Origin of the sequence: Catellatospora sp. KI3, assembly GCF_029948125.1 — a bacterium.
GTDB lineage: Bacteria > Actinomycetota > Actinomycetes > Mycobacteriales > Micromonosporaceae > Catellatospora.
Window position 1 is genome coordinate 180,413 of record NZ_JASAMB010000006.1, and the last position, 22,872, is coordinate 203,284.

The following is a 22,872-nucleotide window of genomic DNA, read 5'->3' on the forward strand; positions in this document are numbered from 1 at the left end:
CCGGTTAACGTCGGCTCATGGTGGCGCACCGACTGCTGCGGAACCTGGCCGGCGGCACCGCGGTGCTGGCTGCCCTGCTGGTGGTCGTCTTCGGCCTGCCCGCGCTCAACCGGGCCGTCCCGAACGACCGCTCGCTGACCGGGCAGCAGCGCTACGAGGTAGGGGCGGGTGTCAGCGTCCAGCCGCCGCCCAGCGCCCGGATCGACGCGAGCAAGACCAGGCCAGGTGCCGACCGGGCCGCCGTGCTGTTCCTGCTCGGGGCGGTCCGCTACGCCATCGTGGTCACCCCGTTCGACGGGGGCATCGAGGACGCCGCCGGGCGCCTCCGGACGAAGATCAAAGCGACCCAGGGGTACCAGGTGACCGGCGACGAGGACGGGGTGCGCACCGCCAGCGGCATCGACGGGCTCGCCGGGGGCTACACCGCGCCCGGCCGGTGCGGCAGGTACGCCGTGTTCCTCACCGGCGGCGTCTCCATCGAGGTGACCGTCAGCGGCGCGGAGTTCGAACTCGGCCAGGTCATCTCCGGCATCGACGCCAGCATCGACTCCATCGCCTACGGCGGTGGCCGGTGACCGCGGTGGGGCAGACCGGGGGCAGGCGCTGGCGGTTCTCCGTACGCCCGACGCCACGCCCGGCGCGGGCGCTCAAGTCGCTCCAGCTGCCCGCGTTCTGGCTGCTCGGACTCATCCTGCTGGCCGGGCTGGCGCGGCTGGGCGGCATCCTGCGCGCCGACCTGGCCAAGTATCCGGTGGCCACCACCAGCGCGATCATCCTCTTCGCCGTGTACGCCATCCCGTTCTGGCTCTTCATCGCGTCGATGGACTTCCTCGAACGCGAGCCGCCGCTGCTCATGGCCACCGCGTTCGCCTGGGGCGGCGCCGTCGCCACCACCGCCGCCATCCCGGGCAACCAGGCCGTGCACGACCTGCTCGCGAAACTGATCTCCCCGGCCTTCGCCGCCACCTGGGGCCCGGCCATCGCCGGGCCGACCATCGAGGAGCTGCTCAAGGCGCTCGGCGTGGTCATGATCGTGCTGGTGGCCCGAAAACAGATCAACAGCGTGCTGGACGGGATGGTCTACGGCGCGCTGGTCGGGCTGGGCTTCCAGGTCGTCGAGGACATCGTGTACGCCGTCAACGCGGTCTCCGTCAGCGGCCGCGGCGACGGCGTCGGGCCGGTCGTGGCCACCTTCTTCCTGCGCGGCTTCCTGGCCGGGCTGTGGAGCCACACCCTGTTCACGGCACTGGCGGGCGCGGGCATCGCCTGGTTCCTCGTCCGCACCGACAAGCCGGTCTGGTGGCGCGCGGGCGGCCTCGCGGTCGGCCTCGGCCTGGCCTGGCTCACCCACTTCATCTGGAACTCGCCCCTGTTCGCCGACGGCATCGGCTCCGGCGCGGCCGGGGTGCTGCTCGGCATGCTCGGCAAGGGCCTGCCCGCCCTGGTCATGGTGCTGGCGCTGGTCTGGGTGGCCCGGCACCGCGAGGCCCACTTCTACGTGGCGCACCTGGCCGCGCTGCACGATCCGGCCATCGCCACCCCGGGCGAGCTGCAGATCATGGGCCACGGGCACCTGCGGGCCGACGCGCGCCGGTACGGCAAGGCACGCTGCGGCCGGGCGGGTGAGCGCGCGGTACGGGGGCTGCAGACCGCCCAGGCCCGGCTGGCCGTCGAACTCAGCCGGGTCAGCCACCTCGACCCCGCCGACGCGCTGCTGATCTACTGCCGGGACGAGGTGCTGGCGCAGCGGCAGCGGCTGGTGGCCCTGGGCCATCCAGAGGCGATCGTGTCGCCGTGCCGCCCGGCGGTGCCGCGGATCGTGGTGCTCGGCGCGCTCGGGGCCGTCCTGCTGGTCCTGCTCATCTGGCAGGCCATCCGCTCCATGCACGCCGCCTGAGCCGCACGGCCGCCCCGCCTTGCGTGAACGCCGACCCGAGCTGCACCCCGCCCCCGCCTCACATAAACGCTGGCCTGAGCTGCACCCCCGCCCCGCCTTACATAAACGCTGGCCTATCTAGAAGACGGATTTCGGAGAATCGTCTTCTAGATAGGCAAACGTCGATTTAAAGCGGGGCCGCTCGGGGCGGCGGGGAGGGTCAGGCCGGGGCGTGGCCGCCGTCGCCGTCCACAGTCGTCTCGGGGGTGCCGTCCTGGTCGAGGTCGACCAGGGTGATGTCCACCTTGCCGTCCAGGTCGGTGTCGAACTGGAACAGGTCGGCCTTGCCGTCGCCGTCGGTGTCCGACACCCACACGTCGGCCTTGCCGTCCTGGTTGGTGTCGCCGACGATCAGGTCCCGGCGGTCGTCGCCGCGGGTCTCTACGGTCTCGCTCATGAGTGCTCCTTCTCGGGATCCGGTGCGGTCAACACGTTAGTGCCGGATGGTCGCACCCGCATCGACCAGGGCCTTGATCGCTTCGGCGGATTCGGCGTACCCGATGATCAGCACGCCGTCGGCCTTGAGCGGCGCGACCTCCTTGGCGATGGTCGCCAGCTCGGCCTTGTCCTTGACGGTGCCGTCGTCGTTGATCTGGTACGTGTACGCGTGGATGTCGGTCTCGCTGAGCCCGGCCTTGACCAGTTCCTTCTTGACGTCCTCGGTCAGCTTGGTGCCGTAGTTCGCCGCGTGCGCGATGATGGCGATCTTGCGGTCACCGTCGCGCAGCATCACGTCGGCGATGGCGCGGGCCTGCAGGATGTCCGAGGGCGCGGTACGGAAGTACAGCCCCTGGTCGTCGGCCGTGGTCAGCGACGCCGAGGTGTTCGACGGCGAGAACATGATCATGTTGTTCTTCACCGCGTCGGGCAGCGAGGCCAGGGCCACGCCGGAGGCGCCGGTGCCGATCAGGATCTGCACCCCGTTCGCGTGGTGCGAGGCGATCGTCTGCCTGGCGACCTTCGGGTCGGTGCCGTCGTTGCCGTCGATCCACTTGACGTCCTTGCCGAGCACGCCGCCCGCCGCGTTGATCTCCGCGATGGCCAGCGCCGCGCCCGCGTCCATCGGCTTGGTGATGAAGGACAGGGCGCCGGTCCTCGGCAGCAGGCCGCCGATGGTCAGCGGCGTCGACGACTTGGCGTTCGCGGCACCCCTCGGCAGGTCCTTCGAGGTCACGTCGCTCTCGTTGCCGGTGCCCAGGTACTCGGTCTTGCCGCTGTCGACCTGGTTGGTGGTGTCGAAGTGCAGCGTGGCGTACGTGGTGGTCGACGGCTCGCCCGCGTCGGTGAAGCCGTACTTCACCGTGACGCCCCGGTAGGCGATGTTGTCACCCTTGCGGGCGGCCTGCAGGCACTGCGCGACCGTCTTGCACACGGCGCCGTCGGTCGTCACACCGTTGATGTACTTGGCGATGTCCGTGGCCTTGGTCGACCCGGCCTGCTGCGCGGCGAGCGCGCTGATGATGACCGCGTCATAGGTCTCCCCCGCGTAGGTGAAGTCCTTCAGGGTCGGGTCGATCGCCTTCAGCTTGCCCACGAACACAGCGTCCAGCGGCGTCAGCGGCAGCGTCCCCTTCATGCCCGCGAGCACGCCCGGGTGGTCGGCGAAGATGTCGCCGAACTCGTTGCTCATGTTGCCGTCGGTGCCGTAGAGATACGCACCGAGGTACTCGGCGGCACGCGGGTCGTCCGCCTTGTTCGAGCACGCGGCGAGGGTGAGCAGCGATACGCAGGCGGCGGCTGCGACAGCGCGCGAGATACGCATGAGGGTGCCTCCATGGCCATGGTCCAACGGGCACCTTAGCGTTGTTCCCGGGATTGGGGGAGGGGGCGGTTACGTCCGTTGGGTGGCGAGTGCTCCGGTACGGTTGCCGCCGCCCGATAGGCTCCCAGCGTGACCGTCGATCCTGACTACGCGTTCGAAGACGCCGCTCTCATCCTTGACCAGGCACTGGCAGGCGACGGGAGGGCGGTGGCAGGAACCTTCGACGCGGTAGTGAAGCGGGAAGGGGCGTCCGGGGCGTACAACGTCGCCTGGTGCCTGGCCGGCGAGCTGGCCGGCGACGGCCTGCGGAAAGGCCCGTGGACGCTCGACTACCCCGAGATAGACGAGGCGCACTACGACGCCCGCTGGGTGGCCAGATTCGTCAGCGCGTACGTCAACGAGGATGAGCCGACCGGAGAAGCCCTGGTCGGAGCGGCACTCGCCGACGGCAGGCTGCCGGAATGCCTGCTCACCCTGGCCGGCTCGACGGTGGCGACCCTGCGCCGCCGCGAACTTCCCTGAAGGTCGCCGACGCCCGCGTCACGCTTCCGAGATTGCGACAGGTTCGGGGAAGGTGCTCGAATGCAGGCCAAGATTCCTGCGCTTTCCCCGAAACTGCACTCACGCGCCGACCTGACCCGGCATACGAAAAAGCCCCGAACCCGCTTCCTGAGATGACTCAGGCGCAGTTCGGGGCTGCAAAGCCCGGCGAAGAGCTTTGGTGGCCAGGGGCGGGGTCGAACCGCCGACCTTCCGATTTTCAGTCGGACGCTCGTACCAACTGAGCTACCTGGCCGAACCCACCGAGGTGGTCTAGCAAAAGCGGTCCTGACGGGACTTGAACCCGCGACCTCCGCCTTGACAGGGCGGCGAGCACTCCGACTGCTCCACAGGACCTTGCTTGTCTTGCGCCTTGCTGTCTTGCTTCCGGGAGAGACCTTACCAGGTCTCCCGGTCGTGCCCCCAACGGGATTCGAACCCGTGCTACCGCCTTGAAAGGGCGGCGTCCTGGGCCGCTAGACGATGAGGGCGGCCGCACCATCATTGCACAGTATTGCGGTGAACCCGCAGCTACTTATGCTCTGACGGTTTGTTGCTCCCATCCGGCCCCGCCGGAGGCTCGGAAAGCATATGTGACCAGCGGCCGTTCCGCCAAATCGGGGGTCGGGTCCGCCGTGGCGGGGCGTTCAGAGGGCGTCTGGCAGGCGTACGAGCCGGTACTTCGCGCGCAGCGTGGTGATGATCCGGGGCAGCGCGGCGAGGGTCTGCCCCCGGTCGCCGCCCCCGTCGTGCATGAGCACGACCGAGCTGGAGCGGGTCCCCCGGATCACCCGGTTGGCGATGGTGCCGGCGCCCGGCCGCCGCCAGTCCTGCGGGTCGACCGCCCAGTGCAGCGGGCTCATGCCCATGCTGCGGGCGACCCGGGTCGCGGTGATGGTCCAGTTTCCGCCCGGGTGCCGGAAGTACTTGATCGGTACGCCCGGGACGGCGGCGTGGATGGCGTCGTTGGTCCGCTGCAGGTTCGCCCGGACCTTCGCGGTCGACCAGGTGCCGAGCTTGAACTCGTGGTTCCAGCTGTGGTTGCACAGGGTGTGCCCCTCGGCCACGATCCGGCGGATCAGGTCCGGGTGGGCGGCGGCCTGCGAACCGATCACGCAGAAGGTGGCCTTGACCCCGCGCGCCTTGAGCGCGTCCAGGACCTTCGGCGTCCACGCGGACGGGCCGTCGTCGAAGGTCAGCGCGACGCCGCCGATGCCGGTGGTCCGCTGCAGGTTCATCTTCTCGGGGATCGGCGACCGCTTGACCGTCGGCGACGCCGACGGACTCGCCGAAGGGCTCGGCGAGGGTGCGGCCGCGGTCGGTGACGCGCTGCGGGCCGCGGCGTCGTCGTCGCGGTCGCCGGTGCACGCGGACAGGGCGAGGGTGAGGCTGAGGCTGATCACCGCAGTGACCAGGCCGTGGCTGCGCCGTTGCGCCATGGCCGCTCCCGGGGGTGGAGTGGTGTCGCGGGCGGGAAGCCCCGGCGGTCCGCCGCGACGGCGACCACCGGCGACTGCTCACCAGCGGAGGGGAGCCCAGCGTGACACAGCGGCGCAGGCTCTGCCAGGGGACGGCCGATGAAGTCTCGGCGGATCGCCGGGGACGGGGCTAGGCGTTGTCCCCCAGCGCCACCTCGGTCACGCCGGCCAGCCAGGGGGCGAAGTCGTCCGGGCTGCGGCCGAGCCAGGCGCGCAGGTCGGCCGGGGAGATCCAGCGCAGCGCGGCGACCTCGGCCGGGTCGGGCCGGGGCGGTTCGGCGTCGGCGCCGAGGATGCCGAGCAGGACGTGGTCGTACTCGTCCTCGACCCGGCCGGTGTCCGGGTCGACGGCGCGGTAGCCGTACACCCCGATCTCGGTGAGTTCGACGGAGCGCACGCCGACCTCCTCGGCCAGGCGGCGCGCGGCGGCCGTGACGACCGGCTCGCCGGGGGCCGGGTGGCCGCAGGTGGCGTTGGCCCAGCGCAGCGCGAACCGGGTCTTCACCGAGGCGCGCTGCTGCAGCAGCAGCCGCCCGGAGGCGTCCATCAGATGCACCGAGAAGGCGCGGTGCCTGGTGCCCGGGGCGCTGTGCGCCTGACTGACAGTGGCCTTGCCGCAGGCCGTGCCGTCGGCATCGACCAGTTCGACCAGGTCTTCTTCCCGTGACCTCATGAGCGCGCTCCGATCACCCGACGCGCGGCCGCCCTACCCGAGATCAGGACCATCGGTACTCCGACGCCGGGGCGCGTGCCGGACCCCGTGAACACCACATTTGTCAGGGTCGGATGCAGGTTACCCGGCCGCAGGGGTCCGCTCTGCCGCAAGGTGTGCGCACTCGCGAACGGTGTGCCGAATGTCATACCCTGTCGGGCCCAGTCGTCGGGCGTGACCACATAGGACAAGGCCAGGTCGGCGCCCAGATCCAGGTAGCCGCGGGCCTCCAGGGTGGCCAGCAGCTCGCCGGCGTACCGGCGGCCTACCGGGCCGTCCCAGCGCACCGGCGCCGTCTTCAGGTTCGGCACCGGCACGGTCACCTGGTACGTCTGCCGCCCCGCCGGGGCCGCCCCCGGATCGGTCCGGCTCGGGTTGGTGACCAGCACCGTCGGGTCGCTCATCAGCTCGCCCCGGTTGACCACCTCGTCGAACGTCCGCTGCCAGGACCGCCCGAAGTGCAGATTGTGGTGCGCGATCCGCTGGTAGCCGCCCCGGTCGTCCCGGGTGCCCAGGTGCAGCACCACGCACGAGGGCGCCGGCCGCAGCCGCCGCACCCGCGCCGGCGCCCCGCCCGGCAGCAGCCCGTACGCCGCGGGCAGGTCGGGATTCAGCACCACGGCGTCAGCGGTCAGCCGCTCCCCGTCCGCGGTGTGCACCGCCACCGCCCGGTCCCCTCGCGTCTCCACCCGCGTCACCTCCGTATGGAACCGGAAGCTCACCCCGTGCTTCTCCGCCGCCGCGGCCAGCGCCCTGGGCACGGCGTTCATGCCGCCCCTCGGGTACCAGACCTCCGTCACCGTGTCGAGGTACGACGCGACCCGCGGGTCCCGCCCCGTCAGCAGGTTCCGGAAGGCGAACAGGCGCTGCGTACGCGGATCGGCGAAGAAGTCGGTGAGCCGCCGCCGCGCGCCCTCGCTCGCCAGCGTGCGCCAGTGCCCGGCCGGATCACGCCGCTCGAACGACTGCAGCCGCCGCGCCCAGCGCAGGAACCGCAGGTAGCCCGCGGCCTCCTTGCCGCCGCAGAGGCGGGCGATCGCGGCCACCATCCGGTCGGGGTCGGCGTGCACGTCCAGCCTCGTCCCGTCGGGGAAGTGCGCCCGGTAGGCCGGGTCGAGGCGGATCAGCTCGATCCAGTCGTAGAGGTGCTCGCCGACCGCGTGCAGCGGTTCGGCCAGCAGCTCCGGCGATGTGATCATCGTGGGCCCGGTGTCGAAGCGGTGTCCGTCGAGTTCGAGCACCCCGACCTGCCCGCCGGGGTGCCCGCTCCGCTCCAACACGGTGACCTCGCGCCCTGCCCCTGCCAGGTGCAGCGCGCAGGCGAGCCCGCCCAGGCCGGCCCCCACCACGACGACATGATTTGTCGGCCCTAGTACGGTTCGCACCGGTTCATGGTGGCACGTTCGGCCAGTCCGACACGCCATTCAGCCACTCTCTACCCGCCACCTAGCCGATATCTGACAAATCGGACATCGGGGTGGGTGCAGTTTCGGGGAAGTTGCACGAACCCGGGCCAAGATTCCCGCACTTTCCCCGAAACTGCCCCAAAACGCGGGGACCGCCCCCACCCCTGGGTGGGGTGGGGGCGGTCCGGGGCGGGCGTCAGAGGGCGGTGCAGGTGATCGGGGAGGGGACGGGGTTGGCGGTGGTGTAGTTGGCGTTGAAGCCGGGGTTGGCGGTGGAGCCGGGGGCGAGGCCGCCGTTCCAGGACTCGTTGGTGATCTGGACGGCCGCGCCGGTCTGGGTCTTGATGCCGCCCCAGAGCTGGCTGATGACCTGTCCGGCGGTGTAGTTGAAGTTGACCCGCCAGCCGGTGGTCGCCACCGTGCCGGTGCTGGTCACCACGATCTCGCCCTGGAAGCCGCCGGGCCACGAGTTGAGGATCTTGTACGTGGCGCTGCACGCCTTCCCACCCTGCGGCGACGGCGACGCGCTCGGCGAGACCGACGGCGACGGCGAGGCGCTGCGCGAGGGCGACGGAGACACCGACGGCGACGCCGAAGCCGACGGGGACGCCGAGGTCGAGGCGCTGGGCGAGGCCGACGGGATCACCGAGGTGTCGCCGTACAGGATGCCGCGGCCGTTGGTGCCCAGGTAGACGCGGCCGTACGTGCGCGGGTCGCCGGTGATCGAGTCGCCGGCGTTGCCCCACTGGTGCTGCGCGTCGTTGATGCGGACCCAGCTCGCGCCCGCGTCGTTGGAGCGGTACACGCCGCGTACGCCGTCGATGGTGGCCATGGTGTAGACCGCCATGTTGCTGCGGCCCGGCGCCGCCTTGCCGAAGCCGACGCCGACCGCGCTGGCCGAGGCGGCGAACTTGGTGAAGCTGGTGCCCGAGTTGGTCGAGCGGTAGAGGCCGGTGTCGCTGGCCAGCCACAGCTCGCCCTCCACGCCCGGGATCGCCTTGAACCCGGCGATGACGCCCAGGCCCGAGGCGGCCGCGGTGAAGCTCTGCCCGCCGTTGGTGCTGACGTAGACGGTGCCGTTGTACGCGGCGTAGAACTTGTTCGCGTTGACCCGGTCCGACTCCACCTTGGCGGTGGCCGGCGCGCCGCTGGCCTGGGTGAACGAGCCGCCGAAGCTGGTGGCGTAGAAGACGCCGTTGGCCTCGGTGCTCCACACCACGCGGGTGCCGTTGGCGTTCAGCGCGACGGTGCCGCCCTGGGCGCCGCTGGGCGAGCTGCCCGACCACCAGTTCGCGCCGCCGTCGCTGGACACGCCGATGTTGGTCTGACCGTTGGCGGTGCGCGCGCCCTTGCCGACCCGGACCACGTAGCTCGGGTTCGACTCGGCGTAGTCGAGGCTGTTGGTGCTGCCGAAGTACGGCATGTCGAACATGTCCGGGACCACGGTCAGGTCGGTGTGCCGGAAGCCGCCGATGTCACCGACGCCCGAGATCAGCGGGGCCGAGCCGGTCGGCGGGCTGATCAGGTCGAGTACGGCGGTCTCCTCCAGGCCCTTGATCACCGGGGCCAGGGCGACCGTGCCGCCGGTGTCCAGCGCGGTCAGGTTGGTGGTCCCGTAGATCGTCGCGCCGGTGCCGAACATCATCCGGTTCGAGTTGAACGGGTCGATCTCCAGCGCCTCGGTCATCCAGCCCAGCTTCGGCGACTGCTCCGGGGCCGACTTCTGCTCGTTGAAGTCCAGCCACGGCACTCCGCTGATGTTCAGGGTGTACTTGTTGGTGCGGTTCGGCCAGGCGTAGTCGTAGAACTGCTTCCACGTCGCGCCGCCGTCGGTGCTGCGCCAGATGAAGGTGTCCGGGTACCAGGAGCTGTAGCCGGTGACCATCAGCGTGCTCGGGTTCTGCTTGTCCACGGACAGGCCGGAGTAGCCGAACCAGTTGTTGTTGGTGTCGGTCGACGGGACCGGGCTGATCTGGGTCCAGGTGCCGGTCGACAGCTGCATCTTCCACACGTCGCCGTGGCCGCCGTCGTACGGGCCGCCCTTGTCGCTGGTGGTGATGTAGAGGTACCCGCCCGCGATCTCACCCTGGTGGGCCAGGAAGCCGGTCGGCTGTCCGGCCACCCGCTCCCAGCTGGTGCCGCCGTTGAGGCTGCGGTAGACCGTGTTCTGCAGGTCGGCCACGCCCACGTAGATGGCCTGGGTGGTGTTGCCCGCGGTGCCGGTGGACTTGTCGAACGCGACCCAGACCACGCCCTGGTTGTACGTCAGGTACTGGTTGGTGTCGGCGGCGTCCTGCACGTAGTTGCCGACGTTCGGGAAGTTGGTGACCTTGGCCCAGGTCACGCCCGAGTCGGTGCTGCGCCACAGGCCGTTGCCGGCCTCGGTGCCGAAGTAGAGGGTGCTGTTCTTGTTCGGGTCGATCGCGAGGCGCTCGCCCATGCCCCGGCCGGGCATGTTGCCGCCGACCTTGAACGGCAGCGTGGTCGCCGCCCAGGTGGCGCCCTTGTCCGAGGAGCGCAGGATGGCGCCGTTGTTCGGGTCCCAGCTGTTCAGGTACATGCCGACCGCGGCGTACACCTTGTTGGTCTGCACCGGGTCGGTGGCCAGGCTCAGCACGCCGTTGTAGTTCCAGTTGTCCCAGCCCGCCCAGTCCAGCAGCGGGGTCCAGCTGCCGGCCGACTGGTTCCAGCGGTAGGCGCCGCCGATGTCGGTCCGGGCGTAGATCAGGTTCTGCTCGGTGGGGTTGAAGATGATGCCGGGGACGAACCCGCCGCCGTCGATCCGGACGTTCTTCCAGGTGTACGGCTCAGACGCGGCGGCCAGCGCCGGTGTGCCACCGGCCAGCTGGGTCACCACGGCCAGTGCGCCGGCGGCGAGGGTGGCGGCTACCGCACCGGCGAGGGTGCGGGTTCTTCGAGCACGCGTTGGCATTGCGGCATTCCTCTCAGGGACGCGAGAAGGGACGTCGCCGCCGTGTACGGGGAGAGCGTGAAGCGGGCCCGGGCAGTGTCGACCGCCGCACTCACCCGTCGGTCGGCGACGGAGTTCGTGCTGCTGCGGGACTGCCCTCGGCGCACACGGCACCGGCCCCGTGGAGAGGTTCACACGGGGCGCCGAGCCGTGTCAATAGTTGGGGGTATCAACGAATTATCGGCTACGTTGACCAGCTGTTCTGATCCGGTGAGAGGGCTCTGACGGAAGATCAGGGATCGACGCGCGCTACTCGATGCGGTCCAGTGCGGGGTCCGGGCGCTCGCCCAGGAACTCGATCCAGCGCTGCTTGGCGCAGGGGTAGTGGACAGCCGACTCCACCAGGGTCAGGAAGTCGGTCATCGTGGTGGTGAACCGGCGGGCCAGCTCCGCGTCGCCGACAGCGCCCCGCTCGTCCATCGCCTGATGCGCCTGGGCCAGGGAGAACATCTCCGGGTACACCCGGGCGCCCAGGTGCTCCAGCGGCACGCGCAGCGCCCACAGGCCGCGGTTGCCACCCACCATGGACGGTGAGGCCGACATCAGCAGCACGTGCCGGGCGGCGAACGGCTGCGGCCGCAGCCGCGAGGCCCAGTCGATCAGGTTCTTCAGGCCGCCGGGCAGCGAGGCGTTGTACTCAGGTGCCGCGATCACCAGCGCGTCCGCCCCGGTCAGCGCGGCGCCGAAGGCGCCCACCGGGTCCGGCAGGCCCACCGCGGCCTCCTCGTCGCCGTCGTAGGTGGGCAGCGGCCAGTCGCGCATGTCGGCCAGGTGGACCTGGGCGCCGAGGCGGCCCGCCTCCGCCGCGGCGTACGCGGCCAGCTTGCGGTTCAGCGACTCGCGCCGCAGCGACCCGCCGAACACGAGCAGCCGCACCGGGCGGTCGGGCGACGAGTGGTCCATGCCGCCACTCAACCACCCGGGACGGCCCGGCGTCGGCGGATCGGGCGAACGCGGCCGCCCGAGATTGTCAGGTTTGGGGCGGGGACTGGGCCGCAGTGACGGAGTAGGGCACTATGACGGCGGCGCGGTGAGACGCGCCGGCTATACCCTTCAACCCCTCCGGAGCTCGATCATGAGTGAATACACCCCTCAGGTGAACCTGGTCAGCCGCACCGGTGCCGGTGTGGTCGGCGGCGTCGCCGGCGGGCTGTTCCTGGCCCTGGTGCTGCAGATCCTGGGCCACATCAAGCCGTACGCCCAGCTCGTGGGCGAGACCGATGCGTCGACCGCATGGGTGATGACCCTCGTCGTGGCCGGTGCGGGCGGCGGCCTGTTCGGCGCGTTCCTGGGCAAGTTCATCCGCGGGCAGATCATTCCCGCGATCGGTGTCGGCCTGGTCTACGGCATGATCACCTGGGTGCTGCTCGCCCTGATCGTGCTGCCGATCCGGGGCGACGGCGCGTTCCTGGGCATCGCCGACGCGGGCGGCATCTTCGTCCTCGGCGTCTACGTCATCTTCGGCGTGGCCACCTCGATCGTGTACGCCATGTTCGGCCCGCGCCGCCGCCACTACTACCGCCGCCGCCGCGAGTACGGCTTCGTCATGGCGATGCCGTCCATGTCGCGCCGGCGCCGCAAGTCCCGTCGCAGCCACGACGACATCGACATCGATGTGGACGTGGAGATCGACGACTGATCCCCGCTCTCGGATCCGGCCCGGGTACGCCCGCCCTCGCGGTGCGCACCCGGGCCGTTCTGTCACCGGACCAGTTCGGCCAGCACGTCGGCGGGGACCTCCACCACCGTCTCGTGCGCCGGGACGTCCAGCTGCGACAGCGCCTCCGGGTCCGTCACCCGCCAGCCCTGGACGACGAAGGTGCCCCGGTCGGTGCGGTAGAGCGACGGGCAGTTGGTGTCGCCGGACAGCGCCGTCTTGCGGATGAACGTGAGCTGCACTGGTCCCCCTGGCCTCGACGTCGAAACACCCTTATCGGGTATATCGGTAGCTTAGCCACGCCCACCCCGCGCCGCCGGGGAGAGGCGCGCCGCCGGGATGATCGATCGGAGGGCTCCGGTGTGGAGGGACTTCGGCTGCCTTGTGACCTAAGTCACGTGATTGCGCACGGAATCGCCACATGCCGCCAAGAGCACATGGTCGAGGCCGCCGGGCGTGTCGCGAACCGCGCGAGGCAAGATACGTACATCCGCTAAAGACAAAGTCGTTCGCGATAGGCAGGCTAGACACCATGAGCTTGATCCTGCGCGCCGTGACCGTCACCGACCCGGGTCTGGTTCGGGAGAACAACGAGGACTCGGCGTACGCGGGCCGTCGACTGATCGCCGTCGCGGACGGCATCGGCGGCTCCCCCTCCGGCGAGGTGGCCAGCCACATCGTCATCAACGAGCTCGCGCCGCTGGACGCCGAGCCCGCCGACGGTGACCCGGCCGACCCCCTGCTGGCCCGCCTGGCGAGCGCCAACCAGCGCATCCGGGAGGTCACCGACGCCGACCCCGCCAGCGAGGGCATGGGTACGACGCTGACGGTGCTCGTCTTCGACGACGGCCGCGCCACCCTGCTGCACGTCGGCGACTCCCGGGCGTACCTGCTGCACGAGGGCGAGCTCAGCCAGCTCACGGTCGACGACACGCTGGTCCAGGCGATGATCGAGCGCGGGCTGCTCACGCCCGCCGAGGCCCGGGTGCACCCGCACCGGTCGATCATCACGCAGGCCGTGCAGGGCCGGGAGTTCACGCCGGTCATCCTCACGCTCCAGCTGCGGCCCGGCGACCGGGTCATGCTGTGCAGCGACGGCCTGTCCGACGTCGTCGACGACGAGGCGATCGCCGACGTGATGTCCCGCGTGATCGACGTACGCCCGTGCGCCGACCGCTTGGTCTCGCTCGCCCTGGCCGGCGGCGCCCCGGACAACGTGACCGTGGTCGTCGCGGACGTGGTGACCGCCTAGACCGCACCACCCCGCCCGCCCTTCGGCGGGTTGATCATGCACTTTCGGGGAGAGTGCTGGAATGGACGCCAAGATTCCAGCACTTTCCCCGAAAGTGTTTCCTGATCTTGACGCGCGTCGCGTGACGCGACGCTCGGGTCGGGCATCGCGGCGGTGCCCCTGCCGGCTAGGCCGAGTCGCGCAGCACCAGTTCGGTGGGCAGCACGGTGGGTCCGTCGTCGACCTGCTCGCCGCGTACCGCCCCGAGCAGCCAGCGGGCGGCGACCGTGCCGATCTGCTCCACCGGCTGGTGCACCGTCGTCAGCGCGGGCCGGATCTGCTCGGCCAGCGCGTGGTCGTCGAAGCCGACCACGGCCACGTCCTCCGGGATGCGGCGGCCTGCTTTGCGCAGGTAGCGCACGGCACCGGCGGCCATCACGTCCGAGGCGGCGAAGACCGCGTCCAGATGCGGGCGCTGGTCGAGCAGCCGCTGCATGGCGTGCGCGGCCGAGGCCTGGCTCCAGTCGCCGTACGCGACGGGTGCGTCGTAGACGCCGATGGCCTGCATGGCGTCGCGGTAGCCGGCCAGCCGGTCCGCGCCGACGCCGGTGTCGGGCGGGGCGGCCAGGTGCGCGATCGAGCGGCGGCCCGTCGAGATCAGGTACTCGACGGCGGCGCGGGCCCCGCCCCGGTTGTCGGCGTCGACGTACGGCACCGGCTGGGGGCGCAGCGGCCGGCCGATCACCGTGACCGGCGTGCCGAGCGTCGCCAGCGTCGCGGCCAGCGGTAGCGGGCCGTGGTCGGAGACGATCATGATGCCGGAGACGTGGCCGCCCTGGAGGTATCGCCCGACCGTCTCGACCAGCGGGCCGCTGACCGTGGTGACCAGCAGCGGGATGCCGTGCTGGGCCAGCTCCAGTTCGGCGGCGCCGATGAGGCGGGCGAAGAACGGCTCGCTGAACAGCAGCCGGTGACCGGCGTGGATGACTGCGGCGAACGCGTTGACCTTGCGCTGGGCCTGGCCCCACGCGGCCCGGTGGCGGCGGTAGCCAAGGCTGCTCGCCGCGTCGCAGACCCGCTGGTACGCCTCGGCGCTGACCCGGCTGGAGTTGTTCAGCACCCGCGACGCGGTGGCGATGGAGACCCCGGCCGCCCGAGCGACTTCAGCCAGCGTGGGCGGGGTGGCGTTCAGCGACTCCAACTCAGAAATGTCGATGGAAGCGCTCCCGTGGGTCATTCGTGCACCCTAACTCGGAACGGACCCGGACGCGATAGTCGACGATCGCTCGAGCTTGCGACAAGCGGTGTCGTGGTGGTGTCGAGGCCGGTGGGACTGACGCGAATATGCTGTCAGTGCTATATTGAACGAGTGCTGATCGGCTGGTCGAGCGAGTTCGACAGGTGGCTGAGCGAGCTCGAACGGCGGGCCGAGGCGGGGTATGGCCGGGCCCGGGAACAACTCGACCTGGTGACGGCGCAACTGGAGTACCTGCAGGATCTCAAGGAAGCACCGACCGAGGACACGCCGACGCTCAAACGGGTCCGTCAGTCCGGCAGGTTTCCGTATGGCGGCTGTCGCATCCCCGTCGGGACGGCATGCGATCCGCTTGATCATCTGGTTTCCGCCGGAGGCACCACCGATGATCGTGCTGTTCGGTAATGACAAGGCCCAGATGGGCGACGTCTTCTACAACAGCGTCGGCAGCCGTGCCGATCAAGTGATCACGGCGTACCTCAGTCTGATTGATGGAGGCGACGATGACTAGCCAGCCCGACCCTGCCGACTCCACCACTTTCGTCGGCACTGAAGCGGTGCAGGACCGGATCGCTCGGCTGCGGGGGAGGCGTGGCGCCGCCGAGCGCGTGGACGGGATTCGTGCCGAGATGGCCGAAGCCGACCGCGTCTACGCCGAGAACCTCGCTGCGGTGCGCAAGGCCGCGGACCTCACGCAGGTCGAGTTGGCCAAAGCCATGGGAGTGGCGCAGTCCGAGATCAGCCGCATCGAGAGCCGCCCTGACATGCTGCTGTCCACGCTTGCCGGCTACCTGGCGGCGGCTGGCGACCGGCCGCGTGTGGTGGTCACGATCGCAGGGCACGACGTCGAGATGGACCTGACCCCGTTGATCAAGAGATGACCGCACAGGCTGGGTGGGGCGCCGGGCTGCCTTCGCGCTGGGCCTGCGGCGCGTGTCACCTTGGCGCCGACGCCCGTTGCTGGGCTCGCTGCCGTGCGGAGATCGAAAGCCCCTACCGGGACCGGTAGGGGCTTGACGTGCCGTGATGGTGGGCCGCCAGGGACTCGAACCCTGAACCTACGGATTAAAAGTCCGCAGCTCTGCCATTGAGCTAGCAGCCCGTGCTGATCAGGCTACCGCACGACCCTTTTCGGCCCCACCGAGAACCTTCGCCATTTCACTTCGTCAGGTTCTGAGGTGGTGTGGGCTGCGAGTCGCCCCGGGCGCCAGCCCCATCAACCCGCACCGCCGCCCGCTCGCACCTCGCAGGCAGACCGCATAGTCGTCAACGTCTATGCAAGGATTCGGCCTCATAGAGTTCTCTGAGGTGATCCGGCGTCGGCGCATGGTGCGAAGGTTCGCCGACCGGCCGCTCGGATCGGAGACGGTCGACCGGATCCTGGCGAGCGCGCTGCGTGCTCCATCTGCTGGATTCGCGCAGGGCTGGGCCTTCCTCGCCCTCACCGAACCGGAGGATCTCGATCGATTCTGGCCGTTCGTCCCCAACCAGGTCCGGCACACTCCGGATCTGAGGAACGCGCCGCTCGTGGTCATTCCGCTCGCGCACAAGGCCGCCTACCTCGAGCGTTATGCGGAGCCGGACAAGCGTTGGGAGGACCGGGCGGAGTCGAGATGGCCTGCGCCGTACTGGCACATCGATACCGGCATGGCGGCACTGATGATGCTGCTGACTGCTGTGGACGAAGGTCTTGGCGCCTTCTTCTTCTGGATCATGCCGCCCGTGTCGGAGCTTGAGGTCGACGGTGCGGTGCAGGTTCATCTGGCCGCGCTCCGGGCCGAGTTCGGCATTCCCGACGACTTCACTCCGATTGGCGCGATCGCCGTAGGGCATCGGGCAACCGACCTGGAACCCCAGGATCCTCGACTGTCCCACCGTCGCCGCAGCATGGCGGATGTCGTGCATCGAGGTGGCTGGGGCAGGCACTGAGGCGTGGTCGGCACGCTCCGTACTCGCATTCGCCAGTGGGCCGGGGGTGCAGGCTGCACTCCCCGGCTCTCGCTCAGAGCGTGGTCTCGCCGGATACGCCGAAGAAGTCGTGCCACTTCGCGCCGCCGGAGAACGATGTGCCGGTGGACAGGCCCACGTAGACGTCGTTGGTGCTGCCCTTGGTGAAGACGATGACGTCGTCGCGGCCGTCGCCGTTCACGTCACCCAGGTACGGGAACTCCCCCGCCGTGCAGAAGAAGTCGTTCCACTTCACCGTCGTCCCGAGGAACGCGCTCCCGTTGGAGGCGGCGACGTACACGTCGGCGTTGGCGTCGCAGGTGAAGGTGACGATGTCGGCCTTCCCGTCGCCGGTCACGTCGCCGATGCGCGGCTGCTCGGCCCCGACCGCGAACAGGTCGTGCCAGATCGCGGCGGTCCCGAACGAGCTGCCGGTGGACAGCGCCACCCACACGTCGGCGTTGGCGCCCTGGGTGAAGGTGACGATGTCCGCCCGGCCGTCGCCGTTCACGTCGCCCAGGCCCGGGTACTCGCCGGCCACCGAGAAGAACTCGTGCCATTTCACCGCGGGGCCGAAGGAGGTGCCGGTGGACAGGGCGACCCAGACGTCGGCGTTGCCGTCGTGGCTAAAGCTGACCAGGTCGGCCTTGCCGTCGCCGTTGACGTCGGCGACCGCGGGCACCTGGGCGCCGGGTGAGAAGGAGTCGTGCCACTTCGCGCCGCCGGAGAACGCGGTGCCGGTGGACAGGCCTACATATACGTCGTCGGTCGTGCCCTTGGCGAAGGTGACGATGTCGTCCTTGCCGTCGCCGTTCACATCGCCGGTGGACTGCTGCTCGCCGTCGAGGCCGAAGAAGTCGTTCCACTTCACGCTGGTGCCGGTGAAGGCGGTGCCTGTCGAGGTCGCGGCGTACACGTCGGCGAGGGTGCCCTTGGTGAAGGTGACGATGTCGCTGCGGCCGTCGCCGTTGACGTCGGTGGCCGAGCCGGCGTGGTATTCGGCGCCGGTGACCGGCGGCGGCGTGGTGCTGCCAGGGGTGGCGATGACCAGGTTCTTCATGTATCGCGCACCGGCCTGGCTGATCGCGGTGCTGCGGTAGAGGCCGGTCTTGAGGTAGCTGGTCTGGCCGGAGTACAGCGTCCCGGCGCCCTTGGGGTGCTGGCCGAAGACGGTCTGCGTGCCGTTGTACCAGGCGTCCATGACCGCGGTGCTCGCGTTGACGGAGAACTTGACCCGCACGGTGATGGTGATGGGCACCCCCGTGACGGCGTTGCCGATGTCGTACGACCAGGCGCCGTTGTTGCCGTCGAGGGCGTACCTGCCGTGCCCGATCTTGATCTCGATGGGCGGCGAGCCGGTGGAGGCGTTCTTGAACTGCATGACCCCCTGCCAGTCGCCGGTGCCGGTCGGGAAGCCGGGGGCCAGGTAGTCGGTGAACCGGACGATGTAGGTCTGGCCCTCGGTGATGTTCTGGGCCGCGGTGGGTTGCGACTCGTTGCGCTGCTGCCCGCCGGCCAGGTAGAAGCGCGCGGCCCGGCCCTGGCCGTCGGGCGAGTTCTGGATCGTCGGCCGGGCGACGGCGCCCTGCGGCTGGTCGTTCCACGGGGTGTCCAGCCAGCCGGCCCAGCCGTTGCTGAAGTCGGTCGACCAGATGACGTTCATGCCGGGTTCCGGCTCGGCGGTCGCCGGTGCTGCCGGCGCGGCGGCGACACCGGCGGCGGCGAGCGCCACGGCGGCCAGTACGCGGCTCAGTGGGGTGCGCATGGAAACTTCCGTCCTCGGAGGTGGCGAAAAGTTTCCTCAGTAAACCAGTCAAGAAAATAAACTTCAATGACGATGATCGCTGTGTATGAGCGGTCACCGGTGGGTGACATTGCGTGGCGGTGGCGGATTCTGTCGCCAACCGGACCTCTCGTGTGCGGTGAAACACAGGGTGCGCGGCAACGGGTCCGACCAGGGTGAATACGTGGTGGATCTTCGCGCGGCAGGGGCTGCTGGCTGCGGTTATGCCCGGTGGATGTCTGGTGTGGTCGGTCCGGATGCCTTTACTCTTCCACTGCGAACATCCGGTTAACGACCTGTTATAGCCCGGTCGGCTATTGCCAGGAAACGAAGAGGCCATTCCAGACCGGGCGGTCACCTGACAGGGTCTCCGTAGGCTTCCCAGGGGAGCCTGTTTTTTCTGTACTCAATCAAGATTCCTAGGGGTGTGGGGGTCACTGTGCGCGCGCGCAAGAGCGTGGCATCTGTCGTAGCAGCTTCCTTAGCCGGAGCGCTGCCTGTTCTGGCTGTGGTCGCGTTCAACGTCGCCACCGCCCCGGCCGCATCCGCGGCCCAGCCCAAGCCTGGGCACACGAAGCTGGTGCCGGACATCCCGCGGACGAACACGCCGCGGATCACCACCGGCGAGATCACGGACATCGAGTACATCGGCAACCGGGTCTTCATCGCCGGCACCTTCACGTCGATCCGCAACAACACGTCGACGAACACGACCAACTACAACCAGGCCTACGTCGCGTCGTACAACATCGACACGGGCCTGGTCGACACCGCCTTCAAGCCGGTCTTCGCCGGCGGCGGCGTGACCGAGATCGAGGCGTCGCCCGACGGCACGAAGCTGTTCGTGGCCGGCCGCTTCACCACCATCAACGGTGTGTCGAAGAAGAAGGTCGCCTCGATCAGCCCGACCACCGGCGCGCCGGTCGCGGGCTTCACCGCCAACGCCAACGGCGCGGGCACCACGCTGGCGGCGACGAACACCACGCTGTACATCGGCGGCCAGTTCACCACCATCAACAACGTGGCGAAGGTCGGCCTGGCCGCGGTCAACGCGTCCACCGGCGCCGTGGTGACCGGCTTCTCCAACGACCTCTCCGGCGGTATCGGCGTCGACGGCGCCCTCACCGTGCAGGCGCTGGTGCTCTCGCACGACGACAGCAAGCTGATGGTCGTGCACACCGGCCGCAAGATCGCGGGCCAGGACCGCTACGGCGTCGGCCTGATCGGCACCTCGAACAACCAGCTGCTGCCCTGGCGCACCCGGCTGTGGGAGGACAACCTCCAGTTCGTCGGCGGCATCCAGCGGGCGTACGCGGGCGACATCGCCCCCAACGACCAGTACATGGTCGTCACCAGCGGCTCCGGCGGCGACCGTCCCCCGGTCAACGACACGGTGATCGCGTTCCCGATCGCGGGCAACGACAACGTGCAGCCGCTGTGGATCTCGCGCTGCTTCGACTCGGTGTACTCGGTCGCGGTCGCGGAGAACGCGGTCTACGTCGGCGGCCACTTCTCGTGGAACGAGTCGCAGCTGGCGCCGGACCCGTGGCCGGGTCTGGACAACGTCGGCTACGGCACCGGCCAGGGCCTCGGCGGCTACGGCCTCGGTGACGCGGTGGTGCGGCGCGACCACATCGGCGCGCTCGACCCGACCAACGGCAAGGCGCTGGAGTGGAACCCGGGCTCGAACTCGTTCGAGGGCAACAAGGCCATGCTGGTCACCCCGCGCGGTCTGTTCGCCGGTGGCGACGCGACCACCCAGGGCGGCTACAACGTCGGCCGGGTCGCGTTCTACGACTTCAACACCATCCCGGCCGCCTCGCCGTACGACACCAAGATCACGTCTCCGGTCGAGGGTTACGTCTTCCCGGCCGGGCAGCAGTTCACGCTGACGGGCACGGCGACCGCGACCAGCGGCGTCTCGCGCGTCCAGCTTGAGATCATCGACACCGCCAACAACCGGTACCTGCAGAAGGACCTGGTCACCTGGGGTGCCGCGACCGTGATCAACACGAACCTGGCGTCGCCGAACGCGGTCAACACGACCTGGTCGCTGCCGCTGACCGTCGCGGGCAACCACGCGATCAAGGTGCAGGCCAAGGCGTTCGCGGTCAACGGCAGCAGTGACGCGACCAAGGCGATCAAGAAGTTCGAGACGTTCAGCCTCGACGACCGGACCCCGTCCGCCTCGATCTCCGGCCCGTCCAGCCCGGTCATGACCACCACGTTCACGGTCACCGGTACGGCGACCGACGACCACGGTGTCAACTCGCTCAGCTATACGCTGCGCGACACCAACACCAACCGGTACGTGCAGGACGACGGCTCGGCCGGCGCCACCTACAACTCGTTCCGGATCACGCCGGACGTGGTGGGCGGCACCAACACCACCTGGTCGGTCGAGGTCGAGGTCCCGTACGAGGGCTCGTGGCAGATGCAGGTCGTGCCGGTGGACACCTCCGGCCAGTCGTCGCTGGACACCAGCGACCGCACCTGGATCGTCAGCACCACCGGCATCGCGCCGTCGGTCAACGTCACCGCGCCCGCGGTGATGAACCCGCCGACCGCGACCGCGCCGCTGACCGTGGCGCCCGGCGGCAAGCTGACCTTCTCCGGTTCGGCCTCCGACGACCAGAACCTGTTCAGCGTCGAGATCCAGCTGCGCAACAGCACCACGCGCGAGAACCTGGCCTCGGACGGCACCTGGAGCACCGACGTGCAGGCGGGCTGGTTCCGCGTCACGCCGCTGAACCTCAACGCCACCACCACCAACTGGTCGTGGACCACGCCGTTCAACCTGAAGCAGGGCACGTACTCGTTCTCGGTCAAGGCCGTGGACGACGTGGGTCTGGAGACCAGCAGCGGCAACCAGGGCAAGCTCACGATCAACGCGCAGATCCCCGGCGACACTCCGCCGAACGGCCTGCTCAACGTGACGGGCAACCAGGTCAGCCAGGTGCTCAACCTGAACATCGCCGGCACCGCGACCGACGACAAGGGCGTGGCGAGCGTCAAGGTCGCCTTCCGGGAGACCACCAGCAGCCGGTACCTGCAGGCCGACGGCACGCTCAGCGCCGCGTTCGCCACCCGCGACGCGGTCCTGGCCACGCCGAACGGCACCAGCACCACCTGGACCCTCGGCGTGAACCTGCCCAGCCAGGGCAACTACTCCGTGACCGCGTACGCCTACGACAACGCGGGCCAGCAGGACACCAGCACCACCGGCGCGACGGCCACCTACCAGATCTTCCCGGGTGACCTGCCGCCGACCGTGACGGCGAACCTGATGGCGCCGCAGGAGGGTGCGACGTTCACCGACGCGCGCATCTTCGTCAGCGGCCGGGTCGAGGACGACCAGCAGATCGCGCAGGCCCAGGTGGCGATCGTGGACAGCAACGGCCGGTACATGAGCTCGTCCGGCACGTTCACGAGCACCTCCGAGAGCTGGCGGTCGGCGTTCCTCAACTCGCCCGGCTCGCCCGGCTCGAACTACTCGTACACCACCCCGGTCATCCCGGCCGGCAGCTACACCGTCCGGGTGCGCGGCGTCGACCAGCACGGGTTCGCCACGAACCCGACTGCCGACGTGCACGTGACCGTGACCGTCCCGCCGAACAACCCGCCGGTGGCCAACTTCACCGTGTCGTGCGCGCAGAACGTCTGCACCTTCGACGGCCGCACCTCGACCGATGAGAACACCCCGGCGCTGACGTACTCGTGGAACTTCGGCCAGGGCTCCGGCTCGGGCGCGGTCGCCACGAAGACGTACACCTCGGCGGCGACGTTCAACGTGGTGCTGACGGTGACCGACGAGTACGGCGCGACCGCCACCAAGACCACGCCGGTGACCGTCACGGAGCCCGCGGGCAACGTGGCACCAGTGGCCGTGATCGGCACCCCGTCGTGCGCCCTGCTGGTGTGCAACTTCTCCGGCGCGGCCTCGACGGACGCCAACGTGGGCGACACCCGTACCTACGCCTGGAACTGGGGCGACGGCACGGCGCAGAGCACCTCCGCCTCCCCCTCGCACACCTTCGCGGCGGCGGGCACCTACACGGTGACCCTGACCGTCACGGACGGCTGGGGCAAGTTCACGACCGCAACGGTGCAGGTGACCGTCTCGGCCGTGTAATACGCGGTGACCGAGACGCCCCCTGCCGGGTCATCCGGCAGGGGGCGTCTCCGTTCAGCGGT

Annotated in this window: 20 protein-coding genes and 4 tRNA genes; 10 read left to right on the forward strand and 14 right to left on the reverse strand. The window is 69.6% G+C overall.

The features are described from left to right. The first annotated feature begins 17 nt into the window (after window positions 1-17). Window positions 18-575 carry a hypothetical protein gene (locus tag QEZ54_RS12665; RefSeq protein ID WP_281304752.1) on the forward strand — a complete coding sequence of 186 codons (558 nt, stop codon included), beginning with the start codon at window positions 18-20 and terminating at the stop codon, window positions 573-575. Next, a complete protein-coding gene (locus QEZ54_RS12670; protein WP_281304753.1) occupies window positions 572-1,897 on the forward strand; it encodes a PrsW family intramembrane metalloprotease in 1,326 nt (441 codons plus the stop codon). The genes QEZ54_RS12665 and QEZ54_RS12670 overlap by 4 nt, the downstream gene beginning before the upstream one ends. 199 nt (window positions 1,898-2,096) lie before the next feature. Here QEZ54_RS12670 and QEZ54_RS12675 read toward each other — a convergent pair whose 3' ends face one another. Further along, window positions 2,097-2,333, reverse strand: coding sequence for a hypothetical protein (locus tag QEZ54_RS12675; protein ID WP_281304754.1), 237 nt, complete (start codon window positions 2,331-2,333; stop codon window positions 2,097-2,099). A 36-nt stretch (window positions 2,334-2,369) separates the two neighbouring features. Next, a complete protein-coding gene (locus tag QEZ54_RS12680) occupies window positions 2,370-3,698 on the reverse strand; it encodes an ABC transporter substrate-binding protein (protein WP_281304755.1) in 1,329 nt (442 codons plus the stop codon). 129 nt (window positions 3,699-3,827) lie between these two features. Between QEZ54_RS12680 and QEZ54_RS12685 the strand changes: the two genes are divergently transcribed. Then, entirely contained in the window at window positions 3,828-4,220 is a 393-nt protein-coding gene (locus QEZ54_RS12685; RefSeq protein WP_281304756.1) for a hypothetical protein, read from the forward strand. A gap of 197 nt (window positions 4,221-4,417) precedes the next feature. Here the strand turns inward: QEZ54_RS12685 and QEZ54_RS12690 are convergent. From QEZ54_RS12690 to QEZ54_RS12725, 8 genes are all read right to left on the reverse strand, one after another. Then, window positions 4,418-4,494: transfer RNA gene (locus QEZ54_RS12690), tRNA-Phe, on the reverse strand. 27 nt (window positions 4,495-4,521) lie between these two features. After that, window positions 4,522-4,595, reverse strand: a tRNA-Asp gene (locus QEZ54_RS12695). A 61-nt stretch (window positions 4,596-4,656) separates the two neighbouring features. After that, window positions 4,657-4,729 (reverse strand) — tRNA-Glu (locus QEZ54_RS12700). Between the two features lie 156 nt (window positions 4,730-4,885). Beyond that, on the reverse strand, window positions 4,886-5,677 hold the full coding sequence (locus QEZ54_RS12705) for a polysaccharide deacetylase family protein (protein WP_281304757.1): 792 nt from the start codon (window positions 5,675-5,677) through the stop codon (window positions 4,886-4,888). Window positions 5,678-5,846: 169 nt separating this feature from the next. Continuing rightward, complete coding sequence (gene idi / locus QEZ54_RS12710) at window positions 5,847-6,389, reverse strand: isopentenyl-diphosphate Delta-isomerase (protein ID WP_281304758.1); 543 nt, start codon at window positions 6,387-6,389, stop codon at window positions 5,847-5,849. Beyond that, window positions 6,386-7,813, reverse strand: a complete 1,428-nt coding sequence (gene crtI / locus QEZ54_RS12715) for a phytoene desaturase family protein (RefSeq protein ID WP_281304759.1) — start codon at window positions 7,811-7,813, stop codon at window positions 6,386-6,388. Before crtI ends, idi begins: the two co-directional genes overlap by 4 nt. Window positions 7,814-8,030: 217 nt before the next feature. Then, entirely contained in the window at window positions 8,031-10,766 is a 2,736-nt protein-coding gene (locus QEZ54_RS12720) for a cellulose binding domain-containing protein (RefSeq protein WP_281304760.1), read from the reverse strand. Between the two features lie 288 nt (window positions 10,767-11,054). After that, window positions 11,055-11,708, reverse strand: coding sequence for an NAD(P)H-dependent oxidoreductase (locus QEZ54_RS12725; protein ID WP_281304761.1), 654 nt, complete (start codon window positions 11,706-11,708; stop codon window positions 11,055-11,057). A 172-nt stretch (window positions 11,709-11,880) separates the two neighbouring features. Here QEZ54_RS12725 and QEZ54_RS12730 point away from each other — a divergent pair, with 172 nt between their 5' ends. Then, window positions 11,881-12,444, forward strand: a complete 564-nt coding sequence (locus QEZ54_RS12730) for a hypothetical protein (protein WP_281304762.1) — start codon at window positions 11,881-11,883, stop codon at window positions 12,442-12,444. Between the two features lie 62 nt (window positions 12,445-12,506). On the opposite strand, the gene QEZ54_RS12735 is transcribed toward QEZ54_RS12730, so the two are convergent. Beyond that, entirely contained in the window at window positions 12,507-12,704 is a 198-nt protein-coding gene (locus QEZ54_RS12735; protein ID WP_281304763.1) for a hypothetical protein, read from the reverse strand. 290 nt (window positions 12,705-12,994) lie between these two features. Here QEZ54_RS12735 and QEZ54_RS12740 point away from each other — a divergent pair, with 290 nt between their 5' ends. Beyond that, window positions 12,995-13,714, forward strand: a complete 720-nt coding sequence (locus QEZ54_RS12740; RefSeq protein ID WP_281304764.1) for a protein phosphatase 2C domain-containing protein — start codon at window positions 12,995-12,997, stop codon at window positions 13,712-13,714. Window positions 13,715-13,880: 166 nt separating this feature from the next. Here the strand turns inward: QEZ54_RS12740 and QEZ54_RS12745 are convergent, their stop codons facing one another. Beyond that, complete coding sequence (locus QEZ54_RS12745) at window positions 13,881-14,930, reverse strand: LacI family DNA-binding transcriptional regulator (protein WP_281304765.1); 1,050 nt, start codon at window positions 14,928-14,930, stop codon at window positions 13,881-13,883. 132 nt (window positions 14,931-15,062) lie between these two features. On the opposite strand from QEZ54_RS12745, the gene QEZ54_RS12750 reads away from it, so the two are divergent. Genes QEZ54_RS12750 through QEZ54_RS12760 form a run of 3 tightly spaced genes read left to right on the forward strand, consistent with a single transcriptional unit; the run spans window position 15,063 to window position 15,829 of the window. Continuing rightward, window positions 15,063-15,353 (forward strand): hypothetical protein, encoded by a 291-nt coding sequence (locus tag QEZ54_RS12750; protein ID WP_281304766.1) that lies wholly within the window; start codon window positions 15,063-15,065, stop codon window positions 15,351-15,353. Further along, window positions 15,334-15,459 carry a hypothetical protein gene (locus QEZ54_RS12755; RefSeq protein WP_281304767.1) on the forward strand — a complete coding sequence of 42 codons (126 nt, stop codon included), beginning with the start codon at window positions 15,334-15,336 and terminating at the stop codon, window positions 15,457-15,459. The genes QEZ54_RS12750 and QEZ54_RS12755 overlap by 20 nt, the downstream gene beginning before the upstream one ends. Next, window positions 15,452-15,829 carry a helix-turn-helix transcriptional regulator gene (locus tag QEZ54_RS12760; RefSeq protein ID WP_281304768.1) on the forward strand — a complete coding sequence of 126 codons (378 nt, stop codon included), beginning with the start codon at window positions 15,452-15,454 and terminating at the stop codon, window positions 15,827-15,829. The genes QEZ54_RS12755 and QEZ54_RS12760 overlap by 8 nt, the downstream gene beginning before the upstream one ends. 146 nt (window positions 15,830-15,975) lie before the next feature. On the opposite strand, the gene QEZ54_RS12765 is transcribed toward QEZ54_RS12760, so the two are convergent. Then, window positions 15,976-16,050, reverse strand: a tRNA-Lys gene (locus tag QEZ54_RS12765). Between the two features lie 191 nt (window positions 16,051-16,241). Between QEZ54_RS12765 and QEZ54_RS12770 the strand changes: the two genes are divergently transcribed. Next, window positions 16,242-16,877 carry a nitroreductase family protein gene (locus QEZ54_RS12770; RefSeq protein WP_281304900.1) on the forward strand — a complete coding sequence of 212 codons (636 nt, stop codon included), beginning with the start codon at window positions 16,242-16,244 and terminating at the stop codon, window positions 16,875-16,877. 73 nt (window positions 16,878-16,950) lie between these two features. On the opposite strand, the gene QEZ54_RS12775 is transcribed toward QEZ54_RS12770, so the two are convergent. Next, on the reverse strand, window positions 16,951-18,660 hold the full coding sequence (locus tag QEZ54_RS12775; protein WP_281304769.1) for an FG-GAP-like repeat-containing protein: 1,710 nt from the start codon (window positions 18,658-18,660) through the stop codon (window positions 16,951-16,953). A gap of 526 nt (window positions 18,661-19,186) precedes the next feature. Between QEZ54_RS12775 and QEZ54_RS12780 the strand changes: the two genes are divergently transcribed. Beyond that, window positions 19,187-22,810, forward strand: a complete 3,624-nt coding sequence (locus QEZ54_RS12780; protein ID WP_281304770.1) for a PKD domain-containing protein — start codon at window positions 19,187-19,189, stop codon at window positions 22,808-22,810. Window positions 22,811-22,872 lie beyond the last annotated feature (62 nt).

Bases quoted from the DNA above. Each gene is read 5' to 3' on its own strand.
- QEZ54_RS12720 (WP_281304760.1), bottom strand. From the start codon at position 10,766: ATGCCAACGCGTGCTCGAAGAACCCGCACCCTCGCCGGTGCGGTAGCC.
- QEZ54_RS12745 (WP_281304765.1), bottom strand. From the start codon at position 14,930: ATGACCCACGGGAGCGCTTCCATCGACATTTCTGAGTTGGAGTCGCTG.
- idi (WP_281304758.1), bottom strand. From the start codon at position 6,389: ATGAGGTCACGGGAAGAAGACCTGGTCGAACTGGTCGATGCCGACGGC.
- QEZ54_RS12725 (WP_281304761.1), bottom strand. From the start codon at position 11,708: ATGGACCACTCGTCGCCCGACCGCCCGGTGCGGCTGCTCGTGTTCGGC.
- QEZ54_RS12680 (WP_281304755.1), bottom strand. From the start codon at position 3,698: ATGCGTATCTCGCGCGCTGTCGCAGCCGCCGCCTGCGTATCGCTGCTC.
- QEZ54_RS12755 (WP_281304767.1), top strand. From the start codon at position 15,334: ATGATCGTGCTGTTCGGTAATGACAAGGCCCAGATGGGCGACGTCTTC.
- QEZ54_RS12675 (WP_281304754.1), bottom strand. From the start codon at position 2,333: ATGAGCGAGACCGTAGAGACCCGCGGCGACGACCGCCGGGACCTGATC.
- QEZ54_RS12730 (WP_281304762.1), top strand. From the start codon at position 11,881: ATGAGTGAATACACCCCTCAGGTGAACCTGGTCAGCCGCACCGGTGCC.
- QEZ54_RS12705 (WP_281304757.1), bottom strand. From the start codon at position 5,677: ATGGCGCAACGGCGCAGCCACGGCCTGGTCACTGCGGTGATCAGCCTC.
- QEZ54_RS12740 (WP_281304764.1), top strand. From the start codon at position 12,995: ATGAGCTTGATCCTGCGCGCCGTGACCGTCACCGACCCGGGTCTGGTT.
- QEZ54_RS12775 (WP_281304769.1), bottom strand. From the start codon at position 18,660: ATGCGCACCCCACTGAGCCGCGTACTGGCCGCCGTGGCGCTCGCCGCC.
- QEZ54_RS12760 (WP_281304768.1), top strand. From the start codon at position 15,452: ATGACTAGCCAGCCCGACCCTGCCGACTCCACCACTTTCGTCGGCACT.
- QEZ54_RS12665 (WP_281304752.1), top strand. From the start codon at position 18: ATGGTGGCGCACCGACTGCTGCGGAACCTGGCCGGCGGCACCGCGGTG.